This is a genomic window from Bacillus sp. Je.9.29.b, assembly GCF_051129925.1.
Taxonomy (GTDB): Bacteria; Bacillota; Bacilli; order Bacillales; family Bacillaceae; genus Bacillus; species Bacillus safensis.
The window spans coordinates 55,059-81,644 of record NZ_JBCPSO010000008.1; the positions used below are offsets into that span (position 1 = coordinate 55,059).

25 protein-coding genes are annotated in these 26,586 nt (G+C 42.7%); 11 read left to right on the forward strand and 14 right to left on the reverse strand.

Annotation, left to right across the window (positions count from 1 at the left end):
- A complete protein-coding gene (locus AAZR19_RS16225) occupies positions 1 to 1,005 on the forward strand; it encodes an NADP-dependent oxidoreductase (protein ID WP_041108604.1) in 1,005 nt (334 codons plus the stop codon).
- Between the two features lie 237 nt (positions 1,006 to 1,242).
- On the opposite strand, the gene AAZR19_RS16230 is transcribed toward AAZR19_RS16225, so the two are convergent.
- Positions 1,243 to 2,385: a DEAD/DEAH box helicase gene (locus AAZR19_RS16230; RefSeq protein WP_041108606.1), complete on the reverse strand. Its 1,143-nt coding sequence runs from the start codon at positions 2,383 to 2,385 to the stop codon at positions 1,243 to 1,245.
- Between the two features lie 152 nt (positions 2,386 to 2,537).
- Between AAZR19_RS16230 and AAZR19_RS16235 the strand changes: the two genes are divergently transcribed.
- Entirely contained in the window at positions 2,538 to 4,091 is a 1,554-nt protein-coding gene (locus tag AAZR19_RS16235) for an ABC-F family ATP-binding cassette domain-containing protein (protein ID WP_024426645.1), read from the forward strand.
- Positions 4,092 to 4,138: 47 nt separating this feature from the next.
- Here the strand turns inward: AAZR19_RS16235 and AAZR19_RS16240 are convergent, their stop codons facing one another.
- The 3 genes from AAZR19_RS16240 to AAZR19_RS16250 all read right to left on the reverse strand — a co-directional run bounded on the left by AAZR19_RS16240 (position 4,139) and on the right by AAZR19_RS16250 (position 8,082).
- The gene (locus AAZR19_RS16240; protein WP_041108608.1) at positions 4,139 to 5,329 is read right to left on the reverse strand and encodes an MFS transporter; all 1,191 of its coding nucleotides are present in this window, start codon (positions 5,327 to 5,329) and stop codon (positions 4,139 to 4,141) included.
- A 256-nt stretch (positions 5,330 to 5,585) separates the two neighbouring features.
- Positions 5,586 to 6,011, reverse strand: a complete 426-nt coding sequence (locus tag AAZR19_RS16245; RefSeq protein ID WP_024424586.1) for a MerR family transcriptional regulator — start codon at positions 6,009 to 6,011, stop codon at positions 5,586 to 5,588.
- Positions 6,012 to 6,198: 187 nt separating this feature from the next.
- Positions 6,199 to 8,082 (reverse strand): ABC-F family ATP-binding cassette domain-containing protein, encoded by a 1,884-nt coding sequence (locus tag AAZR19_RS16250; RefSeq protein WP_041108610.1) that lies wholly within the window; start codon positions 8,080 to 8,082, stop codon positions 6,199 to 6,201.
- Between the two features lie 132 nt (positions 8,083 to 8,214).
- On the opposite strand from AAZR19_RS16250, the gene AAZR19_RS16255 reads away from it, so the two are divergent.
- Positions 8,215 to 9,288: a tetratricopeptide repeat-containing glycosyltransferase family 2 protein gene (locus AAZR19_RS16255; RefSeq protein ID WP_041108612.1), complete on the forward strand. Its 1,074-nt coding sequence runs from the start codon at positions 8,215 to 8,217 to the stop codon at positions 9,286 to 9,288.
- 180 nt (positions 9,289 to 9,468) lie between these two features.
- Entirely contained in the window at positions 9,469 to 10,860 is a 1,392-nt protein-coding gene (locus AAZR19_RS16260; protein WP_041108614.1) for an amino acid permease, read from the forward strand.
- A 36-nt stretch (positions 10,861 to 10,896) separates the two neighbouring features.
- Here AAZR19_RS16260 and AAZR19_RS16265 read toward each other — a convergent pair whose 3' ends face one another.
- A complete protein-coding gene (locus AAZR19_RS16265; protein WP_008344178.1) occupies positions 10,897 to 11,130 on the reverse strand; it encodes a hypothetical protein in 234 nt (77 codons plus the stop codon).
- A gap of 6 nt (positions 11,131 to 11,136) precedes the next feature.
- On the reverse strand, positions 11,137 to 11,394 hold the full coding sequence (locus tag AAZR19_RS16270) for a hypothetical protein (RefSeq protein ID WP_003213975.1): 258 nt from the start codon (positions 11,392 to 11,394) through the stop codon (positions 11,137 to 11,139).
- Between the two features lie 65 nt (positions 11,395 to 11,459).
- Here AAZR19_RS16270 and AAZR19_RS16275 point away from each other — a divergent pair, with 65 nt between their 5' ends.
- Positions 11,460 to 11,939: an Hsp20/alpha crystallin family protein gene (locus tag AAZR19_RS16275; protein WP_024424582.1), complete on the forward strand. Its 480-nt coding sequence runs from the start codon at positions 11,460 to 11,462 to the stop codon at positions 11,937 to 11,939.
- On the opposite strand, the gene AAZR19_RS16280 is transcribed toward AAZR19_RS16275, so the two are convergent.
- Entirely contained in the window at positions 11,920 to 12,147 is a 228-nt protein-coding gene (locus tag AAZR19_RS16280; protein WP_039177063.1) for a hypothetical protein, read from the reverse strand. The two genes, AAZR19_RS16275 and AAZR19_RS16280, sit on opposite strands and share 20 nt — an antisense overlap.
- Before the next feature lie 83 nt (positions 12,148 to 12,230).
- On the opposite strand from AAZR19_RS16280, the gene AAZR19_RS16285 reads away from it, so the two are divergent.
- On the forward strand, positions 12,231 to 12,587 hold the full coding sequence (locus tag AAZR19_RS16285; RefSeq protein WP_041108616.1) for a hypothetical protein: 357 nt from the start codon (positions 12,231 to 12,233) through the stop codon (positions 12,585 to 12,587).
- A gap of 5 nt (positions 12,588 to 12,592) precedes the next feature.
- Here the strand turns inward: AAZR19_RS16285 and AAZR19_RS16290 are convergent, their stop codons facing one another.
- Positions 12,593 to 14,008 carry an SLC13 family permease gene (locus AAZR19_RS16290; protein WP_041108618.1) on the reverse strand — a complete coding sequence of 472 codons (1,416 nt, stop codon included), beginning with the start codon at positions 14,006 to 14,008 and terminating at the stop codon, positions 12,593 to 12,595.
- Between the two features lie 255 nt (positions 14,009 to 14,263).
- Between AAZR19_RS16290 and AAZR19_RS16295 the strand changes: the two genes are divergently transcribed.
- Positions 14,264 to 16,303: a penicillin-binding transpeptidase domain-containing protein gene (locus AAZR19_RS16295; RefSeq protein ID WP_041108620.1), complete on the forward strand. Its 2,040-nt coding sequence runs from the start codon at positions 14,264 to 14,266 to the stop codon at positions 16,301 to 16,303.
- Positions 16,304 to 16,450: 147 nt separating this feature from the next.
- The gene (locus AAZR19_RS16300) at positions 16,451 to 17,689 is read left to right on the forward strand and encodes an MFS transporter (protein WP_041108622.1); all 1,239 of its coding nucleotides are present in this window, start codon (positions 16,451 to 16,453) and stop codon (positions 17,687 to 17,689) included.
- 32 nt (positions 17,690 to 17,721) lie between these two features.
- Here AAZR19_RS16300 and AAZR19_RS16305 read toward each other — a convergent pair whose 3' ends face one another.
- Genes AAZR19_RS16305 through rfbF form a run of 5 tightly spaced genes read right to left on the reverse strand, consistent with a single transcriptional unit; the run spans position 17,722 to position 22,503 of the window.
- Positions 17,722 to 18,651: a putative nucleotide-diphospho-sugar transferase gene (locus AAZR19_RS16305; RefSeq protein WP_041108624.1), complete on the reverse strand. Its 930-nt coding sequence runs from the start codon at positions 18,649 to 18,651 to the stop codon at positions 17,722 to 17,724.
- Entirely contained in the window at positions 18,652 to 19,842 is a 1,191-nt protein-coding gene (locus AAZR19_RS16310) for a glycosyltransferase family 2 protein (RefSeq protein ID WP_041108626.1), read from the reverse strand.
- A complete protein-coding gene (locus AAZR19_RS16315; RefSeq protein ID WP_024426658.1) occupies positions 19,839 to 20,750 on the reverse strand; it encodes a putative nucleotide-diphospho-sugar transferase in 912 nt (303 codons plus the stop codon). The genes AAZR19_RS16310 and AAZR19_RS16315 overlap by 4 nt, the downstream gene beginning before the upstream one ends.
- A gap of 12 nt (positions 20,751 to 20,762) precedes the next feature.
- Complete coding sequence (locus AAZR19_RS16320) at positions 20,763 to 21,734, reverse strand: GDP-mannose 4,6-dehydratase (RefSeq protein WP_041108628.1); 972 nt, start codon at positions 21,732 to 21,734, stop codon at positions 20,763 to 20,765.
- Positions 21,735 to 21,738: 4 nt separating this feature from the next.
- Positions 21,739 to 22,503, reverse strand: a complete 765-nt coding sequence (gene rfbF, locus AAZR19_RS16325) for a glucose-1-phosphate cytidylyltransferase (protein WP_024424573.1) — start codon at positions 22,501 to 22,503, stop codon at positions 21,739 to 21,741.
- A gap of 356 nt (positions 22,504 to 22,859) precedes the next feature.
- Here rfbF and AAZR19_RS16330 point away from each other — a divergent pair, with 356 nt between their 5' ends.
- Both AAZR19_RS16330 and AAZR19_RS16335 read left to right on the forward strand, forming a co-directional pair.
- Entirely contained in the window at positions 22,860 to 23,009 is a 150-nt protein-coding gene (locus AAZR19_RS16330; protein ID WP_073204211.1) for a DUF1540 domain-containing protein, read from the forward strand.
- A gap of 200 nt (positions 23,010 to 23,209) precedes the next feature.
- A complete protein-coding gene (locus tag AAZR19_RS16335; protein WP_163115636.1) occupies positions 23,210 to 24,289 on the forward strand; it encodes a DUF3900 domain-containing protein in 1,080 nt (359 codons plus the stop codon).
- 62 nt (positions 24,290 to 24,351) lie between these two features.
- Here AAZR19_RS16335 and AAZR19_RS16340 read toward each other — a convergent pair whose 3' ends face one another.
- Positions 24,352 to 25,554 carry an MFS transporter gene (locus AAZR19_RS16340; RefSeq protein ID WP_087976401.1) on the reverse strand — a complete coding sequence of 401 codons (1,203 nt, stop codon included), beginning with the start codon at positions 25,552 to 25,554 and terminating at the stop codon, positions 24,352 to 24,354.
- Between the two features lie 103 nt (positions 25,555 to 25,657).
- On the opposite strand from AAZR19_RS16340, the gene AAZR19_RS16345 reads away from it, so the two are divergent.
- Positions 25,658 to 26,566 (forward strand): LysR family transcriptional regulator, encoded by a 909-nt coding sequence (locus AAZR19_RS16345; RefSeq protein ID WP_434703750.1) that lies wholly within the window; start codon positions 25,658 to 25,660, stop codon positions 26,564 to 26,566.
- Positions 26,567 to 26,586: the final 20 nt, after the last annotated feature.

A 26,586-nucleotide genomic window follows, 5' to 3' on the forward strand; every position in this document is an offset into this window, starting at 1 on the left:
ATGAGTCAACAAAAGCAAATTCAATTAGCTAAACGTCCAAAAGGATTACCTACAAAAGATGTTTTTCATTTTGAAACAGTCGATATACCTGTGCCGCAAGATGGAGAGGTCTTGATTCAAACGAAATATGTTTCTGTAGATCCTTATATGAGAGGGCGAATGCAGGATACAAAATCCTATACACCTCCGTTCAAGCTAAATGAAGTGATTCAGGGCGGTGTTGTCGGAGAAGTCGTTGAGTCGAAATCGCCTCAATTTGAAAAGGGTGATTTTGTCCTTGGATTCCTTGGATGGCAAGAATACTCCACTGCCAAAGCTGAATCTCTGACTAAAATTGATCCGTCCATTGCGCCATTGTCCTATTATTTAGGCATTTTGGGCATGCCAGGGCAAACCGCTTACTTCGGCCTGCTTGCGATTGGCCAGCCAAAAGAAGGCGAGACGGTTGTCATCTCTGGAGCAGCAGGAGCTGTTGGTTCTGTTGTGGGACAAATCGCTAAGATCAAAGGCGCACACGTCGTGGGAATTGCCGGATCTGATGATAAACTCGCTTATTTAAAAGAATTGGGCTTTGATGAAACGATTAATTATAAAACAACAAATGATTTAGATGATGCCATTGCAAAAGCCTGCCCTAACGGCGTTGATGTGTACTTTGACAATGTAGGCGGCGAGATTTCAGATGCGGTGATGAATCATTTAAACCGTTTTGCGCGCATTCCAGTGTGCGGCGCCATTTCTTCTTATAACATTAGCGCAAGTGAAGACATCGGACCACGTGTGCAAACAAAACTCATCAAAACAAGCGCATTGATGCAAGGCTTCATCGTTGCCAACTACTCAGATCGTTTTGGAGAGGCAGCGAAGGATCTCGCACAATGGGTAAAAGAAGACAAACTCACATATAAAGAAACAATCATAGAAGGCTTTGACAACATTCCCGATGCATTCCTTGGACTATTCAAAGGAGAAAATGTCGGAAAACAGCTTGTCAAAATTTCATAACAAAAAAGGACCCTGCCATTTGGCGGGGTCTTCAGATTGTTGACAAAGGGCTAAAATGATTTTATTTTAGCCCTTTGTCTTCTTTTCAGCGTGATAGAAAACCTTTGAAGTCTAGGAAGAGCGAGCACCGGAACGGAGCGAATTTGACATTCGTGAGTACCGGCGCAGAGACCTGACACCGAATGCGAGGGTTTGTCTGCGCGCTGAAAGGACCCTCCATGTGGAAGGGTCCTTTTCTTATGCCTGCTTGGGCGCAAGGTGCAGCTGGCCTTGCTTATACACAATTTCTTCAAGCGAAAGATTCAGCTTTTTCGCCATTTTTTTCAGCATTGATTGCTCTTGAGGTGTGACAAGACTGATGACTGCGCCTTCTTTTCCTGCGCGTCCGGTTCTGCCTGAACGGTGAATGTAGCCCTCTTCATTTGGCATGTCTGCATGAATCACATATGGTAGATCATCAATATCGATTCCTCTTGCTGCAATATCTGTTGCAAGGAGGAGCGGGAATTCACGCTGTTCAAATGATTTCAAGATCACAGCACGTTCAGCTTTTTTTGCCTCACTATGAAGGACACCAAGGTCGACATGATGGTACGCTAATTTCTCTGCATAAATGCTCAAGTTCGTAATGTCACGCACAAAAACGAGCGCCTGCATGTCCTCAAGCCGTGATAGCTTTTGCAGCAGTTTCACTTTGTCACGCTGATCACATAACAGATAATAGTGACCCACTTTCTGCGCTTCTTCCTCGCTTCTAGCAATTTTCAATACTTCTGGTTCAGATGTCATTTCTTTGATCAGCTGAACGGTTTCTTCTTTCAACGTTGCAGAAAAACAAAGGATTTGTCTTTCTTTTAATGTGGACTTAATGATCGCTTGGATCGTTTTCATATGCTCTGGCACAAGAAGCTGATCTGCTTCGTCTAATACAATCGTTTTGACTTCATGCATTTTCAGTTTCTTGATTTTGATTAATTCTTGTACTCGGCCCGGTGTCGCCACAACGATGTTCGGATGTTTCTTTAGTTTTTCTTGCTGCTTCTTGATGTTCGCTCCACCAATCAAGGAGACTGCTTTGATGTCTGATCCTTGTTTGAACTCTTGCACGACATCAAAGATTTGCATCACAAGCTCTCTTGAAGGTGCCAAGATTAAGACTTGCGGATGCTTGATATTGACATCAATTTTATTTAAAAGCGGCAGAACATACGCAAGTGTCTTCCCCGTTCCAGTTGGCGATTCTGCGATCACATCACGCTTCTCCGTAATCCACTCTGCTGTTTTTTCTTGTATAGCTGTTGGTTTTTCGAAGCCAGCCGCTTGAAAGTTTTTCTGAATAAATGGCTTTGCTTCTTTCAAAAATGCCCAATTTTCCGTCATGTCGATCTCCTTTATCCTCATTCAATCTATCCTTTAGTATCTCAAAATCAGCTTTGAAACGCAATTTTTCTTTTGATGCTTTTATCGAGCCGGACAGTTCGATATAATCATGAGAGGCACTAGCCGTTTTGAATCTATTTGAGGTGTAAAAAATGATATTATCTGTTAAAGATTTAAGTCATGGCTTTGGCGACAGAGCCATTTTCCACGAAGTGTCCTTCCGTTTATTAAAAGGCGAGCATGTCGGCTTAATCGGCGCCAACGGTGAAGGAAAGTCAACGTTTATGAATATTATTACTGGCAAGCTGGAGCCAGATGCCGGAAAAGTCGAATGGGCGAAAAATGTCCGTGTCGGCTATCTTGATCAGCATACCGTGCTAGAAAAGGGAAGAACGATCCGTGAAGTTCTTCAGGATGCATTCCATTATTTATTCTCCATGGAAGCCGCAATGAATGACATTTATGGCAAAATGGGTGAAGCCGATCCTGATGAGCTGGAAAAGCTGTTAGAGGAAGTGGGCGTCATTCAGGATGCACTGACAAACAATGATTTCTATATCATTGATTCTAAGGTCGAGGAGATTGCAAGAGGTCTTGGCTTAACGGATCTCGGACTGGACCGTGATGTGACGGAGCTCAGCGGCGGTCAGCGTACGAAGGTGCTACTAGCGAAATTGCTGTTAGAGAAGCCAGAAATTCTCCTTCTCGATGAGCCGACCAACTATTTGGATGAGCAGCATATTGAATGGCTGAAGCGTTATTTACAGGAATATGAAAATGCGTTTATCCTCATTTCACATGATATTCCGTTTTTAAACAGTGTTATTAACTTGATTTATCATGTTGAAAATCAAGAGCTCACGCGTTATGTTGGCGACTACGACCAATTTAAACAAGTGTACGAAGTCAAAAAGCAGCAACTTGAAGCAGCTTATAAAAGACAGCAGCAGGAAGTGGCTGAACTAAAAGATTTTGTTGCAAGAAACAAAGCACGGGTCAGCACAAGAAATATGGCGATGTCCCGTCAAAAGAAACTGGATAAGATGGATATGATTGAACTGGCAGCAGAGAAGCCAAAACCAGAATTCCACTTTAAACCGGCACGTACGTCTGGGAAACTGATATTTGAAACGAAAGATTTGGTCATCGGTTATGATGAACCGCTCTCTCGCCCATTGAATTTGAAAATGGAACGCGGGCAAAAAATTGCGTTGTACGGTGCTAACGGTATCGGAAAAACGACGCTGCTCCGAAGTCTTCTTGGGGAAATCACACCTATTTCTGGTGAGGTGGAACGTGGAGAATTCTTGCATATTGGCTACTTTGAGCAAGAAGTAAAAGAGCAAAACAGCAATACTTGTATTGAAGAAGTATGGAGCACCTTCCCTTCTTACACGCAATATGAAGTCAGAGCCGCTCTTGCAAAATGCGGATTAACGACAAAACATATTGAAAGCCGTGTGTCTGTATTAAGCGGAGGAGAAAAAGCAAAGGTCCGTCTTTGCAAGCTGATCAACGAAGAAACCAACTTACTTGTTCTCGATGAGCCGACAAACCATTTAGATGTCGATGCAAAAGAAGAACTAAAACGCGCGTTAAAAGAATATAAAGGCAGCGTCTTATTGATTTCTCACGAACCTGAATTTTATCAAGATGTGGCAACCGAAACTTGGAATTGCGAATCTTGGACGACAAAAGTATTATAACGACAAAAAGGCCTTATATCTTTTGCAGATATAAGGCTTTTTTCTAATTAATGACCTGCTTGGATATTCACCAAATGCTTACGTCCAAGGAGCAGAATAATCATGCCTAGAAGAACAACAGCAGCCCCGACATAATAAGGTGTACTTGCTGTATAGGATTCAGCGAGCACTCCGGCAATCCAAGGAGCAATCGCGCCCCCAATAAACCGTACAGCACTGTAAGAGGATGAAGCAATTGAACGTTCAACCGGTGCTGAACCCATCACAGCTGTCGTGAGCACCGTATTGATCATACCGAGAATTCCCCCAGCAATGACAATTCCGCAGATCACGACCACAACATGAGACGTCCATATTCCAATGCCCAATAAAATCACAGCAAACGAAGCAAACAGAACCACCAGCGAGGTCAATGTCCCAAGTTTGCGATGAATGACCGGCGCGGAGAAGACGGAGGTCACAGCCAAAAATAGCCCCCAACCAAAAAAGACATAACCAAGTCCATGCTCATCAAGATGGAGCACAAATGGCGAATACGCTAAAAGCACAAAGAAACCGAAATTGTATAAGAAAGCAGCAGATGCCATCGTTAAAAGTCCTTTATATTTTAACGCCCCGACAGCCTCAAATAATTTCACTTTTTTCTGCGGCTTTTGCATAGGTGGAAGCATAAAGGTAATCGCTAAAAGAGCAATGAGCATTAACACGGCAACGCCAAAGAAAGGCCCGCGCCAAGAAATTGTTCCAAGCTCACCGCCAAGCAGCGGTCCAACCGATATCCCAAGACCTAGTGCTGCCTCGTATAAAATAATGGCCTTTGCACTTCCTCCAACAGACACACCGACAATGACAGAGAGTGCAGTTGAAATAAATAAAGCATTCCCAATGCCCCATCCGCCTCTAAAGCCAATTAATTCATTAATCGTTGAAGAAGTACCTCCTAAAGCAGAAAAAACAATAATAAAAATGAGTCCTACTAATAACGTCCATTTCGCACCAATCCGGCTAGAAATAAAACCGGTGAAAAACATCACAAAGCCGGTCACAAGTAAGTAGCTTGTAAATAAAAGAGACACCTGGCTTGGAGATGCGTGTAATTGCGATGCAATGGCTGGCAGGATTGGGTCGACGAGTCCTATTCCCATAAACGAAATCACACATGCAAAGGCAACAGCCCAAACGGCTTTTGGCTGCCTAAGCAGACTTGTACGCTGTTTCAACACTTCTTCTTCCTTCATTCCATCAGAACCTTTCCTTCAAATGTTGACAAAATAAAATAAACACGCAGAGGTGTTTAATCAGATTGTTGACAAAGGGCTAAAATGATGTTTATTTTAGCCCTTTGTCTTCTTTTCAGCGTGATAGAAAACCTTTGCAGTCTAGGAAGAACGAGCACTGGCGCGGAGCGAATTTGACATTCGTGAGCACCAGCGCGCAGGACTGACAAAGAATGCGAGGGTTTGTCTACACGCTGAAATAAACACGCAGAGGTGTTTATTTTTGTAATTGCTCAATTGCATGAGCCGCTCTTTCTTTCATCGCTTCAAGATCCTTTTTAAAAGATTGAATGGTTTCAAGCTTTTTTGAAATCAATTGATGCTGCACAGTCAGCTGCGCCTCAATATCTAACAGCTTCTCTAATCGTTCCTTCGGATCAAGCGACAGCAAGTAGCCTTCTTTATTCAGCTCTAGCTGCTTTCCAATTTCCATAAACGATTGAAGCTCCTGTAAAGAAAAGCCGAGTACTTCTTTTGCCTGCATCACTTTCTCTAGCTCTTCCATGTCGTCCTCTGAGTAAAGTCTGACTCCGCCCTCTGTCCGCTTTGGTGCTGATAATAAACCAATCTCTTCATAGAAACGAATCGTCCGTTTTGTCAGTCCGCTTCTTTTCGCCACTTGATCAATTTTCATCCATTCCATCACCAGTGCCTCCTGCTCATCAATTCATGTTTTATTATACACCTTTATAACCTTAACGTAAACGTTAAAGTTTTAACCAAATCGAGTGTCGTAATGAGGAATCCATCCACCAGCATGATGCGTATGCCAAATGCTCCTATGAAAAAAAACCTGTAGATTGCTCTACAGGTTTTTTATTTCCACTTCTTTATTCATTTAATTCCTCAATCATAAGCGACAGTTCTGTCCAGCGGTCCATTGCTTGTTCTAGTTCTTCCGCAACGGCTTTTTGTTCGTCCATCAGCTCTTGAATTTTCCCAAAATCACTGCCTGCTTCTGCAATACTTGCTTCAAGCTGCTGATGTTTTTCCTCTAATGCCTGTATCCGGTCTTCAATCCCGTCCCATTCAAGCTGGTCTTTATAAGAAAGTTTTTTTCTCTTTTTCGGCGCAGCTTCTACTTGTTTTTCAGCAGGCTTTGCCTCTGTCCGCTTCTGCTCTTTTTCCTGTTCCATATAATCACTGTAAGCACCTTGGAAGTGTGAAATGCGCCCATTTCCTTCAAAAACAAGCAGACGGTGAACCACTCGGTCTAAGAAATATCGATCATGGGACACGGTGATGACGACGCCAGGGAACTGCTCTAAATAATCCTCTAAAATACTGAGGGTCTCTGTATCAAGGTCGTTCGTCGGCTCATCTAAAAAGAGAACATTCGGCTCTTCCATTAAGACCTTCAATAAATACAATCTGCGGCGTTCTCCCCCTGACAGCTTACGGATAAACGTCCGCTGCATCGATCTTGGGAAAAGGAACCGCTCCAGCATCTGCTCTGCTGTGACAATGGCGCCATCAGATGTCTTGACGATCTCAGCTGTTTCCTTGATATACTCAATGATGGTCAGCTCATCATTCATTTCCTTGTGATCCTGCGTGTAATAGCCAATACGAACGGTTTGTCCAATGGTCAATTGTCCTGAGGTCGGTTCGATTTTACCCGCTAAACAGTTCAGCAGAGTGGTTTTGCCGACTCCATTCGGTCCGATGAATCCGATACGATCACCCGGCACGACTAAATCTGTAAACCGCTCCACAAGGGTCTGACCAGCAAATGAAATCGATAAGTCTTCTGCCTCGATCACTTGTTTTCCCAAGCGGTGCGAGCCGATGGCAAAATCAAGCTCTCCCTTCGCATCAGGTCCTTTTTGATCCTTCAGCTCTTCGACTCTGCCGATTCGTGCTTTCTGCTTTGTCGTTCTTGCTTTTGCTCCTCGTCTCAGCCATGCAAGCTCTCGTCTAAGCAAGTTTTGACGCTTCGTTTCTTTCACCTGAGCTTCTGCTTCCCGCTCCGCTCTTTTTTCTAAAAAGACTTCATAATTTCCTTTATACGTATAAAGCTGTCCTTGATTTAACTCATAAATCCGATTGGCCACCCTGTTTAAGAAATAACGATCGTGCGTCACGAGAATGACAGCACCGCTATATTGGCTTAAATATCCTTCAAGCCATTCAATAGTGGCATTATCAAGGTGGTTGGTTGGCTCATCTAAAATCAGCAAACCTGCAGGCTGAATTAAATTTTTAGCAATGGCGACACGTTTCTTCTGTCCGCCTGATAATGCATGTACAGAGCGGCTCACATCTTTCACACCAAGTTTTGTCAAAATCGTTTTGGCTGAAAGGTTCGCATCCCAAGCGTCTTCCTGATCCATTCGGTTTTGCATGCGCATCAGCGCCTCTTGTTTTGCCTCATTTTGCGGATCATGCTCTAAATCGGCGAGTGCCTGTTCATACGCCTTCATCGTTTGAATCATTGGTGCCGTACCAGAAAAAATGTAATCAAGAATCGTTTCATTTCCGCTCATTTCAGGATCTTGCTCAAGAAATTCAATATCAAGTGTCCCTGCTTTCGTGATGTCACCTTCCTCAAACGATTCAAGTCCCGCGATGACCTTTAAAAGCGTGGACTTCCCTGTTCCATTTGGTCCAATCAATCCGATGCGTTCCTTTGGTTCTATATGAAAAGAAATATGATCAAACAGCGTTTTCTCGCCATAGGTTTTATATAATCCTTCAACATTCAATAAACTCATTTTATCAGCCCTTACTTAGATTCTTCCTTTATTTTAAATCAGCCAGTGGCAGAAAACTAGTTTTAAAAAACCCGCTGCGGAAAAGAATGTTTCCTTTTGATGCTCGATACACTATGAAGAGGTGATCTAAAGATGATAACCATTAGTTTATGTATGATTGTGAAAAATGAAGAGGAAGTGCTGGCGGACTGTCTTTCTTCTGTTCATGACATTGTCGATGAGATGATCATCGTTGATACGGGATCAACAGATCAAACGAAGGAGATCGCACATTCTTTTTCAGCAAAGGTGCTGGATTTTGAATGGGTGCAGCATTTTGCAAAAGCACGTAATTTTGCTTTCTCACATGCAGCGAAAGAGTATATTTTATGGCTCGATGCTGACGATGTTCTGCTTGAAGAAGACCGCCAAAAACTGCTTCATCTCAAGCAGACACTTGATCCCTCGGTGGATGCCGTTTCGATGTTTTATCATGTGGGATTCGATGAAAGCGGTCAAGTCAATTTCAAATATAGAAGAAATCGCCTTGTGAAGCGCTCCTTAAACTTTCAGTGGTATGGGGCCGTTCATGAGTTTCTTCAAGTGTATGGAAACATCCTTCCAGCAGATATCGCCGTCACACATCAAAAACGCAAGAAAACAACTGCTGGTGAGCCTGGGCGCAACTTGCGAATTTATGAAGACATGCTGGCAAAAGGAGAGGACATGACGCCCCGTGATCTCTTTTATTTTGCCAATGAATTAAGAGACAACGGGCAGCATGTCAGGGCGATTCGTTTTTATCATGAATTTTTAAACACAAAACAGTGCTGGATTGAGGATGAAATTCGCACATGCCAATATTTAGCCGACTGCTATTATGCGGCAGGCTTTGAGGAAGCGGCCTTATCCTCATTATTACGATCCTTCTTATATGATCAGCCCCGGCCAGAATTTTGCTGCCGGATCGGGGATCATCTAAAAATACAAAATAAACATCAGGCGGCCATCTTTTGGTATGAGCAGGCGCTGAAGGCTCCTGAAAACGAAACAGCCTTCACACTTACACAATATAAAACGTGGTATCCTCACCTTCAGCTTTGCTACTGTTATTATCAGCTCGGCGACCTGGAGCAAGCCAAAATACATCACCATGCCTCCTCCGCCCATCATCCAACTCATCCAAGTGTCCTGTACAATGAAAAAATATTTGCTGAACAGACATAGGTCGTCTGTTACCACATCCGCCTTCCATCTCCCGGCGGATGTCTCTTTTTATACACTTATTCGGTTGTGACGTTTAACACTTTAGTGATTTAAAGCGTTTTTCAACCAATTGACTAAATTGTCATTTCCGCATATACTAACATTCGTCTTACGAAAAGATTTATCCATTAGGAGGTCAACATGAGTTCTTTATTTCGAAAAAAATCTCTCGACCAGCTCATGCTTGAAAGTCAAACAAAGCGGCTCAGCCGTTCGTTGAATACGTTTGATTTAATCTTGCTTGGCATTGGCTGTGTGGTCGGGACTGGAATCTTTGTCATTACGGGGGTTGCTGCGGCAAAAGATGCGGGACCTGCGATTATTATATCTTTTATTTTAGCTGCGATCGCATGCGCCCTTGCTGCTTTTTGCTACGCTGAATTCTCCTCATCCATTCCTGTGTCAGGAAGCGTTTATACGTATTCCTACGCAACACTTGGGGAATTTCTCGCCTTCTTAATGGGCTGGGATCTCATGCTTGAATATGTCATTGCGCTCTCTGCTGTAGCAAGTGGATGGTCGTCCTATTTTCAATCACTGCTCAGCGGATTTGGCCTGCACATACCGAAGGCTTTATCAGCTGCACCTGGAGCCGCTGACGGGGCCGTCTTTAACCTTCCAGGCGCACTCATTATTTTGCTCATTACCTTTATCGTCTCAAGAGGCGTCAAAGAAAGCACAAAGCTGAATAACATCATTGTGCTGATCAAAATTGCCATTGTCCTCCTCTTTATCATTTCAGGCTTTGCTTACGTTAAACCTGAAAATTGGACACCTTTTATGCCAATGGGCTTCCATGGCGTGATTGCTGGAGCGGCAACTGTCTTTTTTGCTTACCTTGGATTTGATGCAATCGCTAATGCATCTGAAGAAGTCAAAAACCCGCAAAAGGCGATGCCAATTGGAATCATCGGTGCGCTCGGTGTTTGTACGATTTTATATATCGGGGTTTCATTCGTCTTAACTGGCATGGTTCACTATACGAAGCTGAATGTCAGTGATCCTGTCGCATTTGCTCTTCAAGTGGTGGGCCTGAATAGTGTCGCTGGCATTATATCCGCAGGTGCTATTATCGGGATTACGACAGTGTTAATTGCACTTGTCTACGCTCAGGTTCGTTTAACCTTTGCCATGAGCCGAGATGGACTCATGCCGAAAATCTTTTCAAACGTTCATCCAAAATCGAAGACACCGGTTGCCAACACTTGGCTGACAGGCGCTGTTGCGGCCTGTATCGTTGGATTCGTCAACTTATCAACACTTGCTAATTTAGTCAGCATCGGTACACTTGCGGCCTTTACGGTGATCTCTATCGCTGTGATCGTACTCCGGAAAAAACATCCGAATATGAAGACAGCGTTTAAAGTACCCTTTGTCCCTGTCCTTCCTATCATTAGTGCGGTCATTTGTATGATCTTGGCTTTCACACTGAAATGGGAAACATGGAGAGCCTTCCTCATCTGGATCGTCATCGGTGTTGTTGTCTATTTCACCTATGCAAGACGAAAAAGCCATCTCAATGAAACACATTAGAAAAGAGACACGGGGATTCCCGGTCTCTTTTTTTGCTTAAATCACACTGTTTTTGACTGAATTTGAGTCCACCATATCTGGATCTAACACGCTTGAAATCGGAATGACAAGCGGTGAACAATCTCCATTGTCCTCACCAAAACCTTGGTTCAATTTCATTGAGAGAAAATAATCAATCTGCTGATAAGGTCCTAGCGTCAGTGATGCACCCCGATCCATTGCATTGATTTTAAAAGCACCGACATTGACGACTGAGGGTGAGAATAACATCACACGTCACTTCCTTTGAATGGGTTTAGCTGCTGGTGAAAAAGAGGCAGGTGAGTCCACTTGATCTCGATCATCTACATGGCTTTTTGTACCGACAAAACCGCTGGCATCTCCAAAATTCTGTCCGTAACCCTGATTTTTTTTATCTGAGTTTTGCCACTCTGCTAACAAATTTTGTCCGACATTCACCGCCGACGCATTTTCAAAGGAATTAATTTTTAACATGAAAATATTAATATTGATATACGGAGTTGGTTGAACCACAGATAAACCTCCTTTTTATAGGTATATGCAAGCACCCATCAAGTATGTTAACGGGAGGTCTTCACATGGACTTCGAAAAAATGAAGCAGTGGATGGATATTGCCCAGCAAATGCATGGAGATGATTTTTGGAAAATGATCTTCGATGATGAGCAAAGATCCCCCTTTATGGCAAACGGTCCATCTCCATTTACATTCACACAGCAGGATCAGCGGGGATCAGATGCGTCATTTCCTCCAATCGACATGGTGGAAACCCATGCAGAAATTCAATACTTAATTTACTTGCCTGGCTACCGAAAGGAAGATGTTCAGGTGTTATCATATGGTGAATATTTGGTTGTGAAAGGACAGCGTTTTTCCTTTTTTAACGAGCAGGACTTTCGCCAAAAGCAAGGAAAGTATGGTCCGTTTGAAAAGAAAATCCGCCTTCCAGAGATGATTCTCGGTCAAATGAATGCTGCCTTTAAAGACGGTGTACTTTACATCCGCCTGCAAAAGGATGAAGGAAAAGCGACGGCTATCATCATAGATGACGAATATTGATACTCACTGCGTCTATTTGATCACGATCATCAATTGTTTCAATTGGCAGGATCGTGATCACGCCATCAGCATTCTGTTCCCCAAAGCCATTGTTTCGTTTGATCGTACTGCAATGATTGCGAACAAACGTCGAGCCAAACGTCATAGATGATCCCGTGCCAATCGAATTCGTTTTCATATGAGCAATGTGAATCTGAGTAGGCAGCATGTGCGTCTCCCCTTTCTTGTCATCTCTATAAGTATATACGGGGCAGCTTTTCCATAGACTAGAGTAAGGCGGAAGAAAAGGTTGTGGTCTACTTGAAACATTTCATTCAATCACTCTTTAAAAAAACTGAATCCAATTCATCCCCATCTGTCATTGAGCTAGAAAAAAGACTCGCCGCTCTTGAGCAAAAAATGTCTGCACCAGCTGCTCCTGTCTCAGAGGATACACACATCCATATTGAATCCCTGCGCGTGGACAAAATTGATTACCATTTAGAATTTGGGGAGCTTTCTATTGACCAGCTTCAAGGCAGGCTCAATATTGGGGCAACCTATTACACGCCAAAGGACACATGCATCAAAAAATCCACACAAACACCGAAGCCAAAAGAAACAAAAACACCGGTTGTCTCGATTCGATCAAAGCCTTCATCTTCTTAATGCGCTCAGCTTTTCAGCACTACCGGCAGCCAGAAATAGACCGCAAGAACAATCACCACAATACTGATGATATTTAACCAAAAACCCGCCCTGACCATATCAGATATTTTCAGCACGTCCGCACTAAAGACAGCAGCGTTTGGGGGTGTGGAAATCGGCAGCATAAACGCACAGGAGGAAGCCAAAGCAGCCGCGGCCATTAACCCATACGGCTCGATTCCAATCGCAAGCCCAAGCCCTACCGTTATCGGAATAATCATATTGGCAACAGCCGTATTAGACATGATTTCAGTCATAAACAGAATCGCTCCCGTTAAAATAATCAACAGCATGATATACGAAAGCCCGTTTAAATGCTGTAAATTTTCTCCGATCCATCCTGTTAGATTGGTTTCTGCAAAGCCCGTAGCGAGCGAAAGCCCTCCTCCAAACAAAAGCAAAAGCCCCCACGGCAGTTCTTTCATATCCTGCCATTCTAATATTCTCTCTCCATTTGTTGCTGGAATGAGAAATAACAGCATGGCACCGAAAATGGCGATAGACGTATCAGATACGGTCATCCCTCCAAACAAAAAGAGCTTAAAAATCCATAAGAACGCCGTCATGAGAAAAACAACAAATACCCATTTTTCCTCTCTTTTCATTTTTCCTAAATCCTCTAATCCCTTTTGAATGAACGCAGCACTCATTTCACCTTTGTGTTCTACCTTGAACTGTATCCTCGTCAAATACAAAAATAAGAGAATAAGCAGAATTATCGCAACTGGAAAACCAAACAAAAACCATTCGAAAAACATAATCTCTCGATCTAGCAGTTTTTTTGACATCGCAGCAAACACCGCATTTGGCACAGACCCGACAAGTGTCGCCAAACCTCCAATTGACGCTGAATAGGCTACCGACAATAAGATGCTTTTACTGAATCGATCAAGAGATGGACCAGATAAGATTTCATTTGTCTTGACCTCTTTAATCACTGCAAGTGCCACTGGCAGCATCATTAGTGCTGTCGCTGCATTCGAAATCCACATAGATAAAAAAGCAGTCGCGATCATGACACCTAAGACAATGCGGTCACTTCTTGTGCCAATCACCCTTAAAATGTGTAAGGCCATTCTTCTATGTAATTTCCATTTTTCAATGGCAATTGCGATCATAAATCCTCCCATGTACATAAAGACGATCGGATCTCCATAAGCCCTTGATGCCTGTTCCATAGAAAGCCCGCCAAGTGTCGGCAGCAGGATGATGGGCAATAAAGAAGTAGCAGGAATGGGCAGTGCTTCAGTCACCCACCATGTAGCTGTCCAAGCCGTAATGCCCAAGACTATCCTCGCAGCATAGGTCAATTCATCTTCAGGTATGAGAAAAAAAACGAGCAAAAAGAGTGTCGGTCCAAGAACAAGTCCAATCAAATTCACCTTTTTATAAACGATAACAATTCCCCCCTATTGAAAGCGCTTGTCATATTTTTTCTAACATTCGATGATCTTTTAAGAAATCCTTTAAATCATAAGAAAAAATGAAGATATCTTTCATGATGAATAGCAGTTATTTTACTCCCATTACCCAACCATGACACGATCTCTTGGTCTATTTTCATAGGAGAAACTATACAAATCACGACCAATCACTGTAAAATATAGAGGATCTAATCAAAAATTGAGGTGTTTTCATTGTATACGGATCAAAAAAAATCATTTTGGAAACAGAAAAAGGTCATTATCCCTCTTCTTAGCATCATCGTCGTTGCTGCTGCTTTCTTTTTCTTAAAAGATACTCTTTTCTCAAAAGAAAAAGAGGCTTTAAAAGCCGCTCAAAGCTTTACGAAACATATGGAGAATAAAGACTTTACGAAGCTGGCAGATGAGGTGACAAGTGCATCTTTGAAAGCCAATGACTTTTCAAAAAAACAACTAGCCGAAAAATACGACAATATTTTCAACGGCATTGGTGCTTATGATCTGAACATTTCAAAGCTCAACGTTGAAAAACAGGACAAAGGAGATGGGTATCAATTCTCCTATGATGTAACGATGAAAACGTCTCTAGGCAAGCTGCATAAGCTGTCTTACAAGGGCATTCTCACCGAAGAAGATGACAAGTGGAAAGTGGACTGGAAACCAAATCTCATCTTCCCGCAAATGGAAAAAGGAGATACCATCAAGGTCAAATCTGACCCTGCTGTCCGCGGAAACATTGTCGACCGAAAAGGACGTACGCTCGCAGAAACAACTGGTGGAAACGCCCTTGGCATCATCCCAGGAAAGCTCGGAACAGGAGAAGAAAAAGAACGCAATATCAAAAAGATCAGCAAAGCTTTTGATATAGAGGAAGAACTAATCAACAATCAGCTGAAACAAGCATGGGTCACAGACGACACGTTTGTCCCGCTCAAATCGATGTTAAAACAAAAGCCAATTCCAAAGGACGTAAATGGCGTTACCTATCAAACGAAGGAAATGCGCTACTATCCATATAACAAAGCCGCCGCTCATCTCACCGGATATGTAGGAAAAGCAAATGCGGATGATATCAAAAGAAATCCAGCATTAAAGGCGGATCAAATTATCGGCAAAACCGGCCTTGAATTCACATTTGACAAAAACTTACGCGGACAAGATGGCGGAAGCATTCTCATCGTCCATGATGAAACAGGCATTGAAGAAACATTGCAAAAATCAGCTCGAAAAGATGGAAAAACAGTGAAGCTGACGATTGATGCTTCTTTACAGAAAAAAGCCTATGATCAGCTGAAAGGTGAAAAAGGGGCCGTCACAATCATGAATCCATCAACAGGTGATCTATTAGCACTTGTCAGCGCCCCTTCCTACGATGTCAATCTCATGACAAACGGGATCACACCTAAGCAATATCAGGCATACAGTGAAAATCCAGACCTTCCATTCCAAGCTCGATATGCGAGCCGGTTTGCACCAGGGTCCACATTCAAAACCATTACAGCCGCCATTGGGCTGGAAACAGGTGTCACAAAGCCTGACAAAGTGCGCACCATTCACGGACTGAAATGGCAAAAGGATCAATCTTGGGGAAATTATCGCATCACACGTGTTCACGATAAAGAAAAAGTAAGTATGGTCGATGCCCTTGTGTACTCAGACAATATTTATTTTGGACAGGAAGCACTCGAAATCGGCAAAGACACCTACGAGAAAAAAGTGAAAGCATTTGGATTTGGCGAAGACTTACACATGCCATTTACAATGAAGCCTGCACAAGTATCGAACGATGGTATTCAATCGGATATCTTACTGGCTGACTCGGCGTATGGCCAAGGCGAATTACTCATGTCACCGATTGAGCAAGTACATGCCTATTCTCCATTTGCTACAGGAGGCAAGCTTGTCTACCCTCGAGTGATTCAAGATGAAAAAACGGCATCACCAAAACAAATCATCAAAGAAGGCTCGGCAGACACAGTGAAAGATGCATTGACTAAGGTCGTGACCAGTCCAAACGGAACAGCCCACTCCTTACAAATCGAAGGAGCAGATATTGCCGCTAAAACGGGAACGGCAGAATTAAAAAGCAAACAAGGTGCAACAGACGGCACTGAAAATGGATTTTTACTTGCGTTTAATCCTAAAAAAGAAGATTACGTCCTCGTCGGCATGATCGAAGGGGTGAAAAACCGCGGCGGCAGTGGACTCGTCGTTCAAAAAATGAAGCCTGTCATTGCTTCTTTTTACAAATAACTCTTTAGAGACACAAGCTCAATCAAATGCTTGTGTCTCTTTTTTTCTAAATCATGACAATTTGCTATTGTTTTATAGTTCACCTTATGAATAAAATGAGAAGAATGCAAAAATCAGAAAACAGATAAATGAAGGGAGGAAGTCTCATTGGCCATTGCTGCTCGTCCAAAGGATAAACCTCAACATTCTGTTACCGGCTCAACGGTTTATCCCATCTTATTGATTATTGGTATTTGTCATATGCTGAACGACACATTACAAGCCGTTATTCCTGCGATGTTCCCTATTTTGGAACGCTCAATGGGGCTGACCTTTACACAATTAGGGCTGATTGCTTTTACATTAAATATGGTCTCCTCCGTGATGCAGCCAGCTATAGGGTGGTACACAGATAAACGGCCGATGCCTTATGCACTTCCGATTGCTTTATTTTCAAGTGCTGTTGGTATATTCGGACTCGCGTTTGCTCCGTCGTTTGCCACCATTCTGCTTTGCGTTGTCTTTATCGGACTCGGCTCTGCAATCTTCCATCCAGAGGGCTCCCGTGTTGCCAACATGGCAGCTGGTCCAAGACGAGGTCTTGCCCAGTCCATCTATCAAGTAGGCGGGAATACAGGTCAAGCCTTTGCTCCGCTTATCGCTGCATTAATGCTCGTCCCGCTCGGTCAGACAGGCGTGGCTTGGTTTACGATTGTTGGAATGATGGCGGTTGGTTTCCTTCTTTATATTTCAAGATGGTACGCAGGAAGGCTTCAAACCATTCGGGCCCAAGCGAAAAGAACACCTGCAAAAGCTGCTAGATCTGATATTCATCGTAAATCAGCACTCATTGCACTTGGCATTATCGTCTTTCTCATCTTCGCCCGCTCTTGGTATGGAAATGCCATTTCGAATTTCTATGCATTTTATGCGATTGAACAATACGGTTTGACGATTAAAGAATCACAGACTTATATCTTCTTATTTCTTATTCTAGGTGCAATTGGGACATTTTTAGGCGGGCCGCTTGCAGACCGCTTTGGCAAGAAAAACGTGATTTTAGTTTCCTTATTGGCATCCTTCCCGCTTGCCCTGCTGCTGCCATTTGCCGGACCGGTTTTTGCTTATGTTTTACTCGGACTGATTGGGCTCATTTTGACATCAAGCTTCTCTGTCACCGTGGTTTATGCCCAAGAACTATTTCCCGGGAAAATTGGCACAATGTCTGGTTTAACTGTTGGGCTTGCGTTTGGTATGGGTGCAATCGGATCGGTTGCCCTCGGCTCATTCATTGATGCCTTCGGCTTAACGCCTACCATGATCGGTGTTGCCTTTTTACCGATATTAGGCATCCTAGCCTTCTTACTTCCCAGCGACCAAACCATCTCTAAATGGAATGAATCATAAAAAGAAAACCGCTCAATAAATGAGCGGTTTTTTCATCTCTCATAAAAATGCGTGTCAGGAACATGCTTCCTTGCAATAAATCCTTGCTTAAATTCTGGAAATACCTTTTGCACCTGCTTAATCTTTTGATGAACCAAGTCGGCATACGGAATATACAAATGATCCACAAGCTTCTGTTCTTTCATATAATAATACCAATTAAGGTTAAAGGTATTCTCGTCAATGATCGTAAAGGCAGAAAAATGATAGAACAAGAGTGGACATTCGTCGAGATACATATCTCCTTTTACAACTGAAAGCTTGTAGTTTTCAATGTTCCAAATCGCCGCATTGGCTCCTTTAGATGCAACGATATGAACCCCTTCAAAATCATCAACCCATCTTTCCACATACCGCTGATCTCCGTATGTCTTTTTTTCTGTATCCATTTCTACAGTACAATGGGCAAGACAGTTTTCTTTCCATTGCGTGACTGCCTGTTTGGCAACATCTGTGTTACGGCAGCCTACAAACCCAGTATTAAAGCGGCCAGACAACTCATAAAAATGATAGAACCGCTTGGAATTCATATGATCCGTCAAAAATAAATGAGCGCTTGGATTTTCTGCAAAAATCGCCTCCGGATCATGATAAAAATACAAATCCGTATCCAGATGGGCAAGATAATCTGCATCTGAGGACTCAAGAATTTTGAGCAGAAAAGCAGGCTTTAATGTCCAGCAATACTCATGAAACGTTCGATCTTCTTTTGCCTTCCGCAGCGTATCATCTTCAATGTCCTCAAGCTGTTCATATTGAACATGCGGGTGAGGGAACTCCTTTAATACCTTATAAGCCAAAGGGTCTGCACATAAAACGGACAGCTTGAAGGCATGCGCGTTTTGTTCAAGCGAATGAATCAGCGCCAAAAGCTTAAAAACATGGGTATTCGACACAATGGTTGTAAAGTGATAAGACGCCATTTACAACACATCCACTTGGAACAAATCAACGCGCAACAGCTCTTTCGTCAGCCCTTGAATGGCTTCTACAAGCACCATGCAGCCATACTCCTCACGTGCAAGCTGCGCCGCTTCTGCCAGCTTTTTCAAAGGAACATGCTTGGCTGTCAACATATCTTTTTTATCCCGCTTGATGCCTACATTCCGCTCTGTGATCAAATGAAGCAGCTCTAAAAAATAGGATAACAGGTCATCAAATGCTGGATTCTCACGCAGCTGCCGAACTTCTTTCACAATATCATTTGTCACAGTGTGAGAAAACGGACCAGAGAAAGCCAAATGAACATCAATAGCGTCAATATGATTGTACTTCTCACACATATACAAAATGTTGTATTTGATGTCATCAAATGACGTTAAATTACTTGGATGCTCTTGATGCACACTCATGATATCCTCTCTCAATTCAAAGGAGAGACCAAGCTGATTCAATCGAATCCCTAAATCATAATCCTCAAATCCGTACCGAACGATATTTTCATCAAACATCCCTAGTGCCATGACATGCTTACGTTTAACAGAGGAGTTATTTGTAATAAAAAATCGCCATGGCAGCTCATAAGAATCTAAATCATAGTGGTACGTTTCCAAAATGTCTTTCAGGATATCAATAAACTCAGACTGCAAATCGAAGCTTTTCTCTAGAAATGCACCATTTTCGACTTCTTCCAATGATAAAAGAGGCGTTTTGTCCTCCATTTTCCGTTTATACAGTCCTTGCTTTTTCAACCGCTTCATATGATCCTTATCAAACGCTTTGTAAAAATAGCGATAAATCCGCTTCCAGCACACACCGCAAATGACAAGATCCTCCCTGTCAGCATGAGCCTCTGCATGCTTTTGAATAAATCTCGGTTCTGCCAGCATATCACTGTCATGAAAAATGAGCAGATCTCCCTCCGCCTCGCGAATGGCATGATTACGCCCCTTTGCAATCCCTTGATTGACAGGAATACGCACCTTTTTAAACGGGAAGTTCACCTCAATATTCTTGAGCATTTCCATCGTGCCATCCGTTGAGCCATTATCGGCAACAATGACCTCAAATGGAATATCTGTTTCCTGAAGCGTTAAGGAAAAAAGGCTTCCTTCTAAACGCTCTTTGGCATTATAGCTTGGAATAATGACGCTTACCTTTGGCTTTTCATTCATGCGTCATCCTCCTCCCGTTTGGCATAGCCGTTAAACAGCGGATCGACCTGCTCCACAGATTCAATCACATGGCGAAGCACTTGCCGATAGGCTTCTTGGAAAAACGGCAGGTCATTTCGTCCTTTTTCATGAATTTGCTGCATCTCATCCTTGCTCACAATCCGAAAGCCGCTGTAATGATAGCAAATGAGCGGGTGCCCATCCTCCAGAAGAATACGTCCATTCTCCTCCCGATAAGAATGCTGCCCATAGTTCCAATGACCAATATTCACGCCTTTTGTCTCAATATCTTCTACTTTGTCAAACAGTCTCGGCATATGATCTAGATATCCTTGATCGCCAAACTTGCCTTCTCCCGGTGCATTTTTACATTCTTTTAAGCATTCTTCTTTCCACCAGCTGAGGCATTTTCGTCCGGCTTCATCTCCTTTAAAATGCAGAAAGCCTGAGTTATAGCGTCCTAAAAGCTTCTGAAGCATCTTCACTTCCTCTGCATCAAAGCTTGGAATGACAATATCCCCTCTCGAAATTAAAACAGAAGCATTCGGCTGATGTTGAAAAATCACCTGAGGGCTCTCATAAAAGAACAAATCCGCATCAAGATAGGTCACGCTCTCTGCCTGCTCCTGTTCAAATAACCACTCAATCCAAATCGGCTTTAGGGTCCAGCAATATTCCGATGCATCCCGTTCCTCTTTTTTCTCCAGCAGCTCTGGTGTTTCGAGCTCCCGTACATGAACAAGATCCACATGCGGAAAATTCATTTGATGAAGCAAATCAAATGCAGCATCATCCATGCATAACGTCTTGATGACAGCATCATCTTCTACTTGCTTCAACGATAAGAAAAACGCAATGGCTTGATAAAGTCTTCCACTTGAAAGAACCGTACAATATATGCTGTTCATCTATTTACACCTCTATTTTTGAAAGAATTCGCGGTACCATTCAATCGTCTTCTCTAAGCCTTCATCAATGGAGTAATCAGGCTTCCAATCAAGCAGCTTTCTCGCTTTCTCTGCTGACAAATATTGATGCTTAATTTCATGTGTTCCTTGGCTCAAAATACGAGGCTTCAGTTCACTTCCCATTGCCTTTAAAATCTTATCCACAAGCTCAAGCACTGTCAGCTGAATCTCGTTACTAAAGTTAAAGGCTTCTCCCGCCAGCCCTTTTTCCTCCATCTTCTCAGCTAGCAGCAAATAAGCCTTCACTGCATCTTCAATGTAGAAATAATCACGAATAAATGTCCCGTCACTTCTAATTTCCGGCGCCTTTCCTTCTAACACAAGCTGAATGGTTTGCGGAATGATTCTGTTGAAATTCAAATCTCCGCCTCCATATAAATTACCGCAGCGTGTAATACAAACCGGAAGACCATATGTGTTGTAGTACGTATGAGAAATGAGATCTGCACAGCTCTTCGAAACATCATACGGATGTTTCCCGTTTAACGGCATGTCTTCATCGTATGGCAGCTGCTCTTGATCACCGTAGGCTTTGTCACTTGATGCCACGATCACTCGTTTGATCAGCGGCTGTCTTCTGCAAGCCTCCAGTACATTCCATGTCCCTAAAATATTCGCTTCAAATGTAGAAACAGGATGTCTATTTGCGACCCCAACAATGGCTTGGGCAGCCAAATGGAAGACGGTGTCAATTTCATATTCTCCTAACGCACGTTCAATCGTCTGCATATCCTCTAATGCGCCTTGCACCACATTCATTTTTTCAAATTGACTGCCTTGATATAAATTCGATCGAGGCACCTGATCACGCACAAGTCCAGTCACGTTTGCCCCTTGATCAACCAATTCCTTAACGAGATAGCTCCCTAACAGCCCTGTACATCCAGTTACAAATACGTTCTTTCCATTCCAAAATCCGCTCATGCTGTCACCAAACCTTCCATGGTTGTTTTCCATCTGTCCACATGTCGTTGATTTCCTTCAGGTTTTTATACGTATCAATTGCTGTCCAAAATCCGTGATGCTCATAAACGGCAAGCTCTCCATCATCCGCCAGGTTTTGAAGAGGCTCCGCTTCAAACACGCATTGATCATCATCTGTCAAATAATCAAATACCTTTGGAGACAACACAAAAAATCCTCCATTGATCATCCCGATACTGTCTGTCTTCTCAGAGAAGGATTGTGCCATCCCGTTATACACCTTCAGTGTCCCGTACTGGGACTTCTTTTCAATGCCTGTGACAGTCGCAGCTGCTCCAAGATCCTGATGACGTTTCAGCAAATGAAACATATTGATATTGGCCAGTCCATCACCATACGTCATCATAAAGGTCTCATCACCAATGTAATCCTGTGCCTGCTTTAAACGTCCGCCTGTCATCGTATCTTCACCTGTATCTAAAAAGGTGATTTTCCAGTTCTCCTTTTTCCCTAAAAGCTTCATTTCTCCTGTCGCCATATCGAGCTGCATGCTGTGATGCTGCCAGTCGTAGTTCAGAAAGTACTCTTTGATCTTCTCTCCTTTATATCCAAGCAATAGGATAAATTCGTCTACACCGTAATACTGATAGATTTTCATAATATGCCATAGAATAGGCCGATCTCCGATCATAGCAAGTGGTTTAGGAAGCGCTTGTGTGACCTCACTCATTCTCGTTCCCTTTCCTCCGCAGAGAATGACTGCTTTCATCTTCTCCCCTCATCTCTCTATGAAAATTTTTTGATTAAAAACCCTATCTTTATGCGGAAAATCAGTACATGTACCCCCATACTTTGTCCGACATCAGGTTTTGAATCTACTCTATTCATATGTCGAAATGAGAGAGTGTGCCACCTAGCATTTAACTATTTTTAAAAATAAAAAAAGAGCGAGATTCATATTCTCGCTCTTCCAAAGTTTAAATTGTATATTTTCAGGGTAGATGGTATGATAAACATGTGCATAACCAGCACAAACAGCCTCTTTCTACAAAGAGACTACTAGATTGAATGAATTCAAGTGGCAGCTTGTTTCATTCTCAATATGAATTACGGAGGTGAATTCCCTTGGCACAAAACGTTCTTTGTGAAGTGAACTCTTGCCGTTTTTGGGCTGAAAACAGCTGTACCGCTTCTACCATTAAAATCGGTAAAAACACGATGACTGAAGTGACTCGCAATGCTGAAACTGATTGCGAAACATTTGAAACAAAATAATCTATTTTTTTCTGAGATGAAGGAACTGGCAGGTTCCTTCTTTTCTTTTATCATTCTATCAAGAATGATAATTATTATCAAGTGTTTTTCAATAAACATTTCTCGGGAAATAATGACACGATATTTCTCCATTCGTTGACGATTTTCACTCCTTTTTCTATACTCAACATATCCGAAGAAGAAAAAGTGGTGACCAATCAATGGATTTTACGATACGTTTTCTATCATTCTTTGTCGTGGAAATCGAAGGCAAAGATGAACAAGCAAATAAACGATTTAAACATTATCAAACACTAGATCAAGAAGAATTTGAACAAAGTGAGCTGAAGGACTTTTTAGACGGTGAACTGAAAAAAATCGTCAAACGAAAAGTGGACAGACACCCTAAATCTGAACAAGTACCGACCAAAATTGGCCGATTTATTGTAGAGCCCGGTCATGAGCTCGATTCAAATCCAAACTACAACCTATTTCATCAAACGAGATTTGCAGATACAAAAGAATTGTTTAATGAATACAGTGAACAGTTTGTTCGCACATATTTAGATACAAGTGCTGTCAGAGGCGGCGTTTTTTTAGTTGCTTCTGCTGTTCCTAAAAAGTATTTCGATGATTCCTTTGTCTTTATTATGAAATGCGATTTCGAACAAAAAGTGGCTTCTATCGCTGATACATCTACCTTAATTAGAAAAGTCGAAATGGCTATTACGACCAAAAACATGAAATCGATTCAATACCCGTTTATGCCAGAAGAGGGAATGACTGAGGAAGCTGAAGTGAAAATTCACCAATCCTCACACGCTCGTTATTTTGAGGACTTTTTGAAATTCGTCGAATACGGTGAATCCATGCCTGAAATCATGAAATCACAGGTTATGAATATGGTACAGGAACAGGTTTTTGAAACATTACAGGATGAAAGTGAAGAATTAAAGCAGTTTGAAGAGGATCTTGAAATATGGGAAGCGAGTGAAAAGCGAGAAATTAGAGAAACACTCGATACAGAGCAGGTCACACAAGCGGCCTCCCATATTGTTGAACAAACCCCTGATATCACAATGAAAATGCGTCTAGGCGAAACGGAAATCAAAGGTCTTCTAGCAGACTTTGGCCACTCGATCCATATTGCAAAGCTCAACAATCGATATGTCGTGCTCGTTGAAGCAGATCAAATCGTCTTCGAAAAAGGAAGCACACCTGTTGAGTTTCATAAACCAAATGGGTTAAAAGAGGTGGTCAGCCAGCTGACGCAAAAAGCCTATGATTCAGATCTAGAATAAAAAAACACGACTGCCTCTTGCATTCAGCGCATGAGGCAGTTTTTTGTATAACGCTTGATTTATTACGCTGGATCAGAAGTAACATGCAGCTCTCTGCCTCTTGCCCACATGCTGACAAGCAATAAGCTTATAATGAGCATCAGCCAAAAGACGCTGCTTGATCCAAAAAACTGAATCATCGTATACCCGCACAAGGGTCCTAGAGCTGCTCCCATATCTTGAACAAAGGAATAGCTTGCGAGAAAGCGGTTTTTATCTGTTTGAGCAGACGCTTTTTGAAAAGCAAGCGTATCCGTTAATGTTGTTAAGATTGTTGACAGCAGCTGGATCAAAAGCAGCATCACAAGAAACCAGCCGCTTACCTTCAGCATGACCGCCAGAAGACTGAGACCTCCAAATGAAAGAAACATCCAGCAAAGCGTTCGTTCCTTCATCACAAGCCCATCAAACCATCTGCCCGTTTTCGGTGCTACAAATGGTTCCCACCCCCATCTGAGCGCTTGAATGATTCCACTTAAAGCCGAAGCTCCGATAACAAAGCCGAACAGAGCAAATTCACCATGACCGATCCTTGCTTCAATGACATGACTGAGGGTTGATGCGAATAACCCTTGGATCACAAGTGCGATCAGCATACCTGTCATTAATACTTTTACAACATCCCGTGCAAGCCACCTCTGTTTGATGACTTGATACACCTGCCCCTCTTCTCCCTTTTCAATCTCATCCAAAGAGACATAAAAAATGATTCCTAGTAATGTGAGTAAACCAAAAACAAGCGTCATGGACTGGAAGCCGATCAGGCTGGCGAATATTCCGCCAAATAACATGCCGAATAAACTGCCAAGCCGGTAAAGCCCATTATAAATGCCCGTATAATGCCCTTGAGAGCTTTCCTCCATCTCAGCAATTAATCTCATTCCACTCATACGCAATAACGTCCATGCCAGCCCCCAAGCGCAGCGGCAAATCAGCAGCAGCCAAAAACCGCTCACACCATAAAGCACTGTGGTCACTGATGCAATCAAAATAGCGATCAATACACCGGTCTTCATTGGGACAAACCGATAGAGCCACCAAACAACAGGTGTTAACGGGATGCGGATGAATCGGTTAATGGACAGCAGCAGCCCGACCTCCCAAATAGATGATAAACCAACCTCTTTCCAATAGATCGGAAGCACAATATAAAGCATTGAATCTCCAATCAGTGCAAATGCTGTGATAAGCGATATTGACACCACTTGCTTTTGACGATGATCCATTTTCCCTTCCCCCTTCGCTATCTTTACAATAAGGGATGCCTTATAATAAATCTAATGAATGTTTTTGATTAAACCATCAAAATAATTGATAGGTGGTGCAAAGTTGAATTTACATGCCCTTCGGATTTTTGCAAAGGTCGCAGAGACAAAAAGCGTTACACAAACAGCAGACTTGCTATCTTTGACACAGCCAGCTGTGACGGCTCAGCTTAGAAGCATTGAAAGTGAGATCGGTTTCCGTCTTTTTAAACGAAATGGCAGAGGCATTACACTTACGGAAATGGGGAAAATTCTATACCCTTATGCCCGGCAAGTGTTCGAGGCTGAAAAAGAAGTAGAATATCAGATCACACTTTTACAAAACGGAAAAAAGGGGCGGCTCCGCATCGCTTCTACCTATGTACCACTCAACTTTTTACTGCCAGATTGGCTTGCTGCTTTTAAAAAATCTTCACCACAGACAGAAATTGAATTAAAAAGCGGAAACTCCGCTCAGGTTTTAGAGAGCCTGCTTCAATATGAATCAGATGTGGCCATCGCTGTGATCGAGGATCTGCACCATGAGGAGATTCTCACTTCTCATTTAACGAATTTAAGCTATGATTTTATTGTGCCGGCAGACCATCCGTTAAACGGAAAAACCGTCCCGCTGGAGCGCCTGAGTCAGGAGCCTTTTTTGATGCGTGAAGAAGGCAGTTCCACAAGAGATAAGCTCTTTTCTCTTTTTACCTCGAAAGGAATCAAAAAACCGACCGTTGATTTACAATTCAGCGGTGTTCATGAAGCGATTCAAATGATCAAAGCTGGATATGGCATCACACTTGTTCCCCGTGATGCGGTTCATGGCAGTCTCAAGCGGCAAGAAATTGGGCGCGTGTACATTGAAGGCATCGAGATCGTCAGACCGGTTGTTGTGTGCAAACGGGCGAATGATCTTGAAGAAAATAGAACCGTGGATGCCTTCCTGCAAATGAAAGGTATCGGTCCATTTACTACGCCTGCTACCAATTAAAAAAGTGCCTGCTTCTGAAA

Bases quoted from the DNA above. Each gene is read 5' to 3' on its own strand.
- AAZR19_RS16240 (WP_041108608.1), bottom strand. From the start codon at position 5,329: ATGAAGGAAGAAGAAGTGTTGAAACAGCGTACAAGTCTGCTTAGGCAG.
- AAZR19_RS16235 (WP_024426645.1), top strand. From the start codon at position 2,538: ATGATATTATCTGTTAAAGATTTAAGTCATGGCTTTGGCGACAGAGCC.
- AAZR19_RS16260 (WP_041108614.1), top strand. From the start codon at position 9,469: ATGAGTTCTTTATTTCGAAAAAAATCTCTCGACCAGCTCATGCTTGAA.
- AAZR19_RS16305 (WP_041108624.1), bottom strand. From the start codon at position 18,651: ATGGCGTCTTATCACTTTACAACCATTGTGTCGAATACCCATGTTTTT.
- AAZR19_RS16255 (WP_041108612.1), top strand. From the start codon at position 8,215: ATGATAACCATTAGTTTATGTATGATTGTGAAAAATGAAGAGGAAGTG.
- AAZR19_RS16230 (WP_041108606.1), bottom strand. From the start codon at position 2,385: ATGACGGAAAATTGGGCATTTTTGAAAGAAGCAAAGCCATTTATTCAG.
- AAZR19_RS16245 (WP_024424586.1), bottom strand. From the start codon at position 6,011: ATGGAATGGATGAAAATTGATCAAGTGGCGAAAAGAAGCGGACTGACA.
- AAZR19_RS16250 (WP_041108610.1), bottom strand. From the start codon at position 8,082: ATGAGTTTATTGAATGTTGAAGGATTATATAAAACCTATGGCGAGAAA.
- AAZR19_RS16310 (WP_041108626.1), bottom strand. From the start codon at position 19,842: ATGAATGAAAAGCCAAAGGTAAGCGTCATTATTCCAAGCTATAATGCC.
- AAZR19_RS16320 (WP_041108628.1), bottom strand. From the start codon at position 21,734: ATGAGCGGATTTTGGAATGGAAAGAACGTATTTGTAACTGGATGTACA.
- AAZR19_RS16280 (WP_039177063.1), bottom strand. From the start codon at position 12,147: ATGCTGCCTACTCAGATTCACATTGCTCATATGAAAACGAATTCGATT.
- AAZR19_RS16340 (WP_087976401.1), bottom strand. From the start codon at position 25,554: ATGGATCATCGTCAAAAGCAAGTGGTGTCAATATCGCTTATCACAGCA.
- AAZR19_RS16275 (WP_024424582.1), top strand. From the start codon at position 11,460: ATGGACTTCGAAAAAATGAAGCAGTGGATGGATATTGCCCAGCAAATG.
- AAZR19_RS16315 (WP_024426658.1), bottom strand. From the start codon at position 20,750: ATGAACAGCATATATTGTACGGTTCTTTCAAGTGGAAGACTTTATCAA.
- AAZR19_RS16265 (WP_008344178.1), bottom strand. From the start codon at position 11,130: ATGTTATTCTCACCCTCAGTCGTCAATGTCGGTGCTTTTAAAATCAAT.
- AAZR19_RS16335 (WP_163115636.1), top strand. From the start codon at position 23,210: ATGGATTTTACGATACGTTTTCTATCATTCTTTGTCGTGGAAATCGAA.
- AAZR19_RS16225 (WP_041108604.1), top strand. From the start codon at position 1: ATGAGTCAACAAAAGCAAATTCAATTAGCTAAACGTCCAAAAGGATTA.
- rfbF (WP_024424573.1), bottom strand. From the start codon at position 22,503: ATGAAAGCAGTCATTCTCTGCGGAGGAAAGGGAACGAGAATGAGTGAG.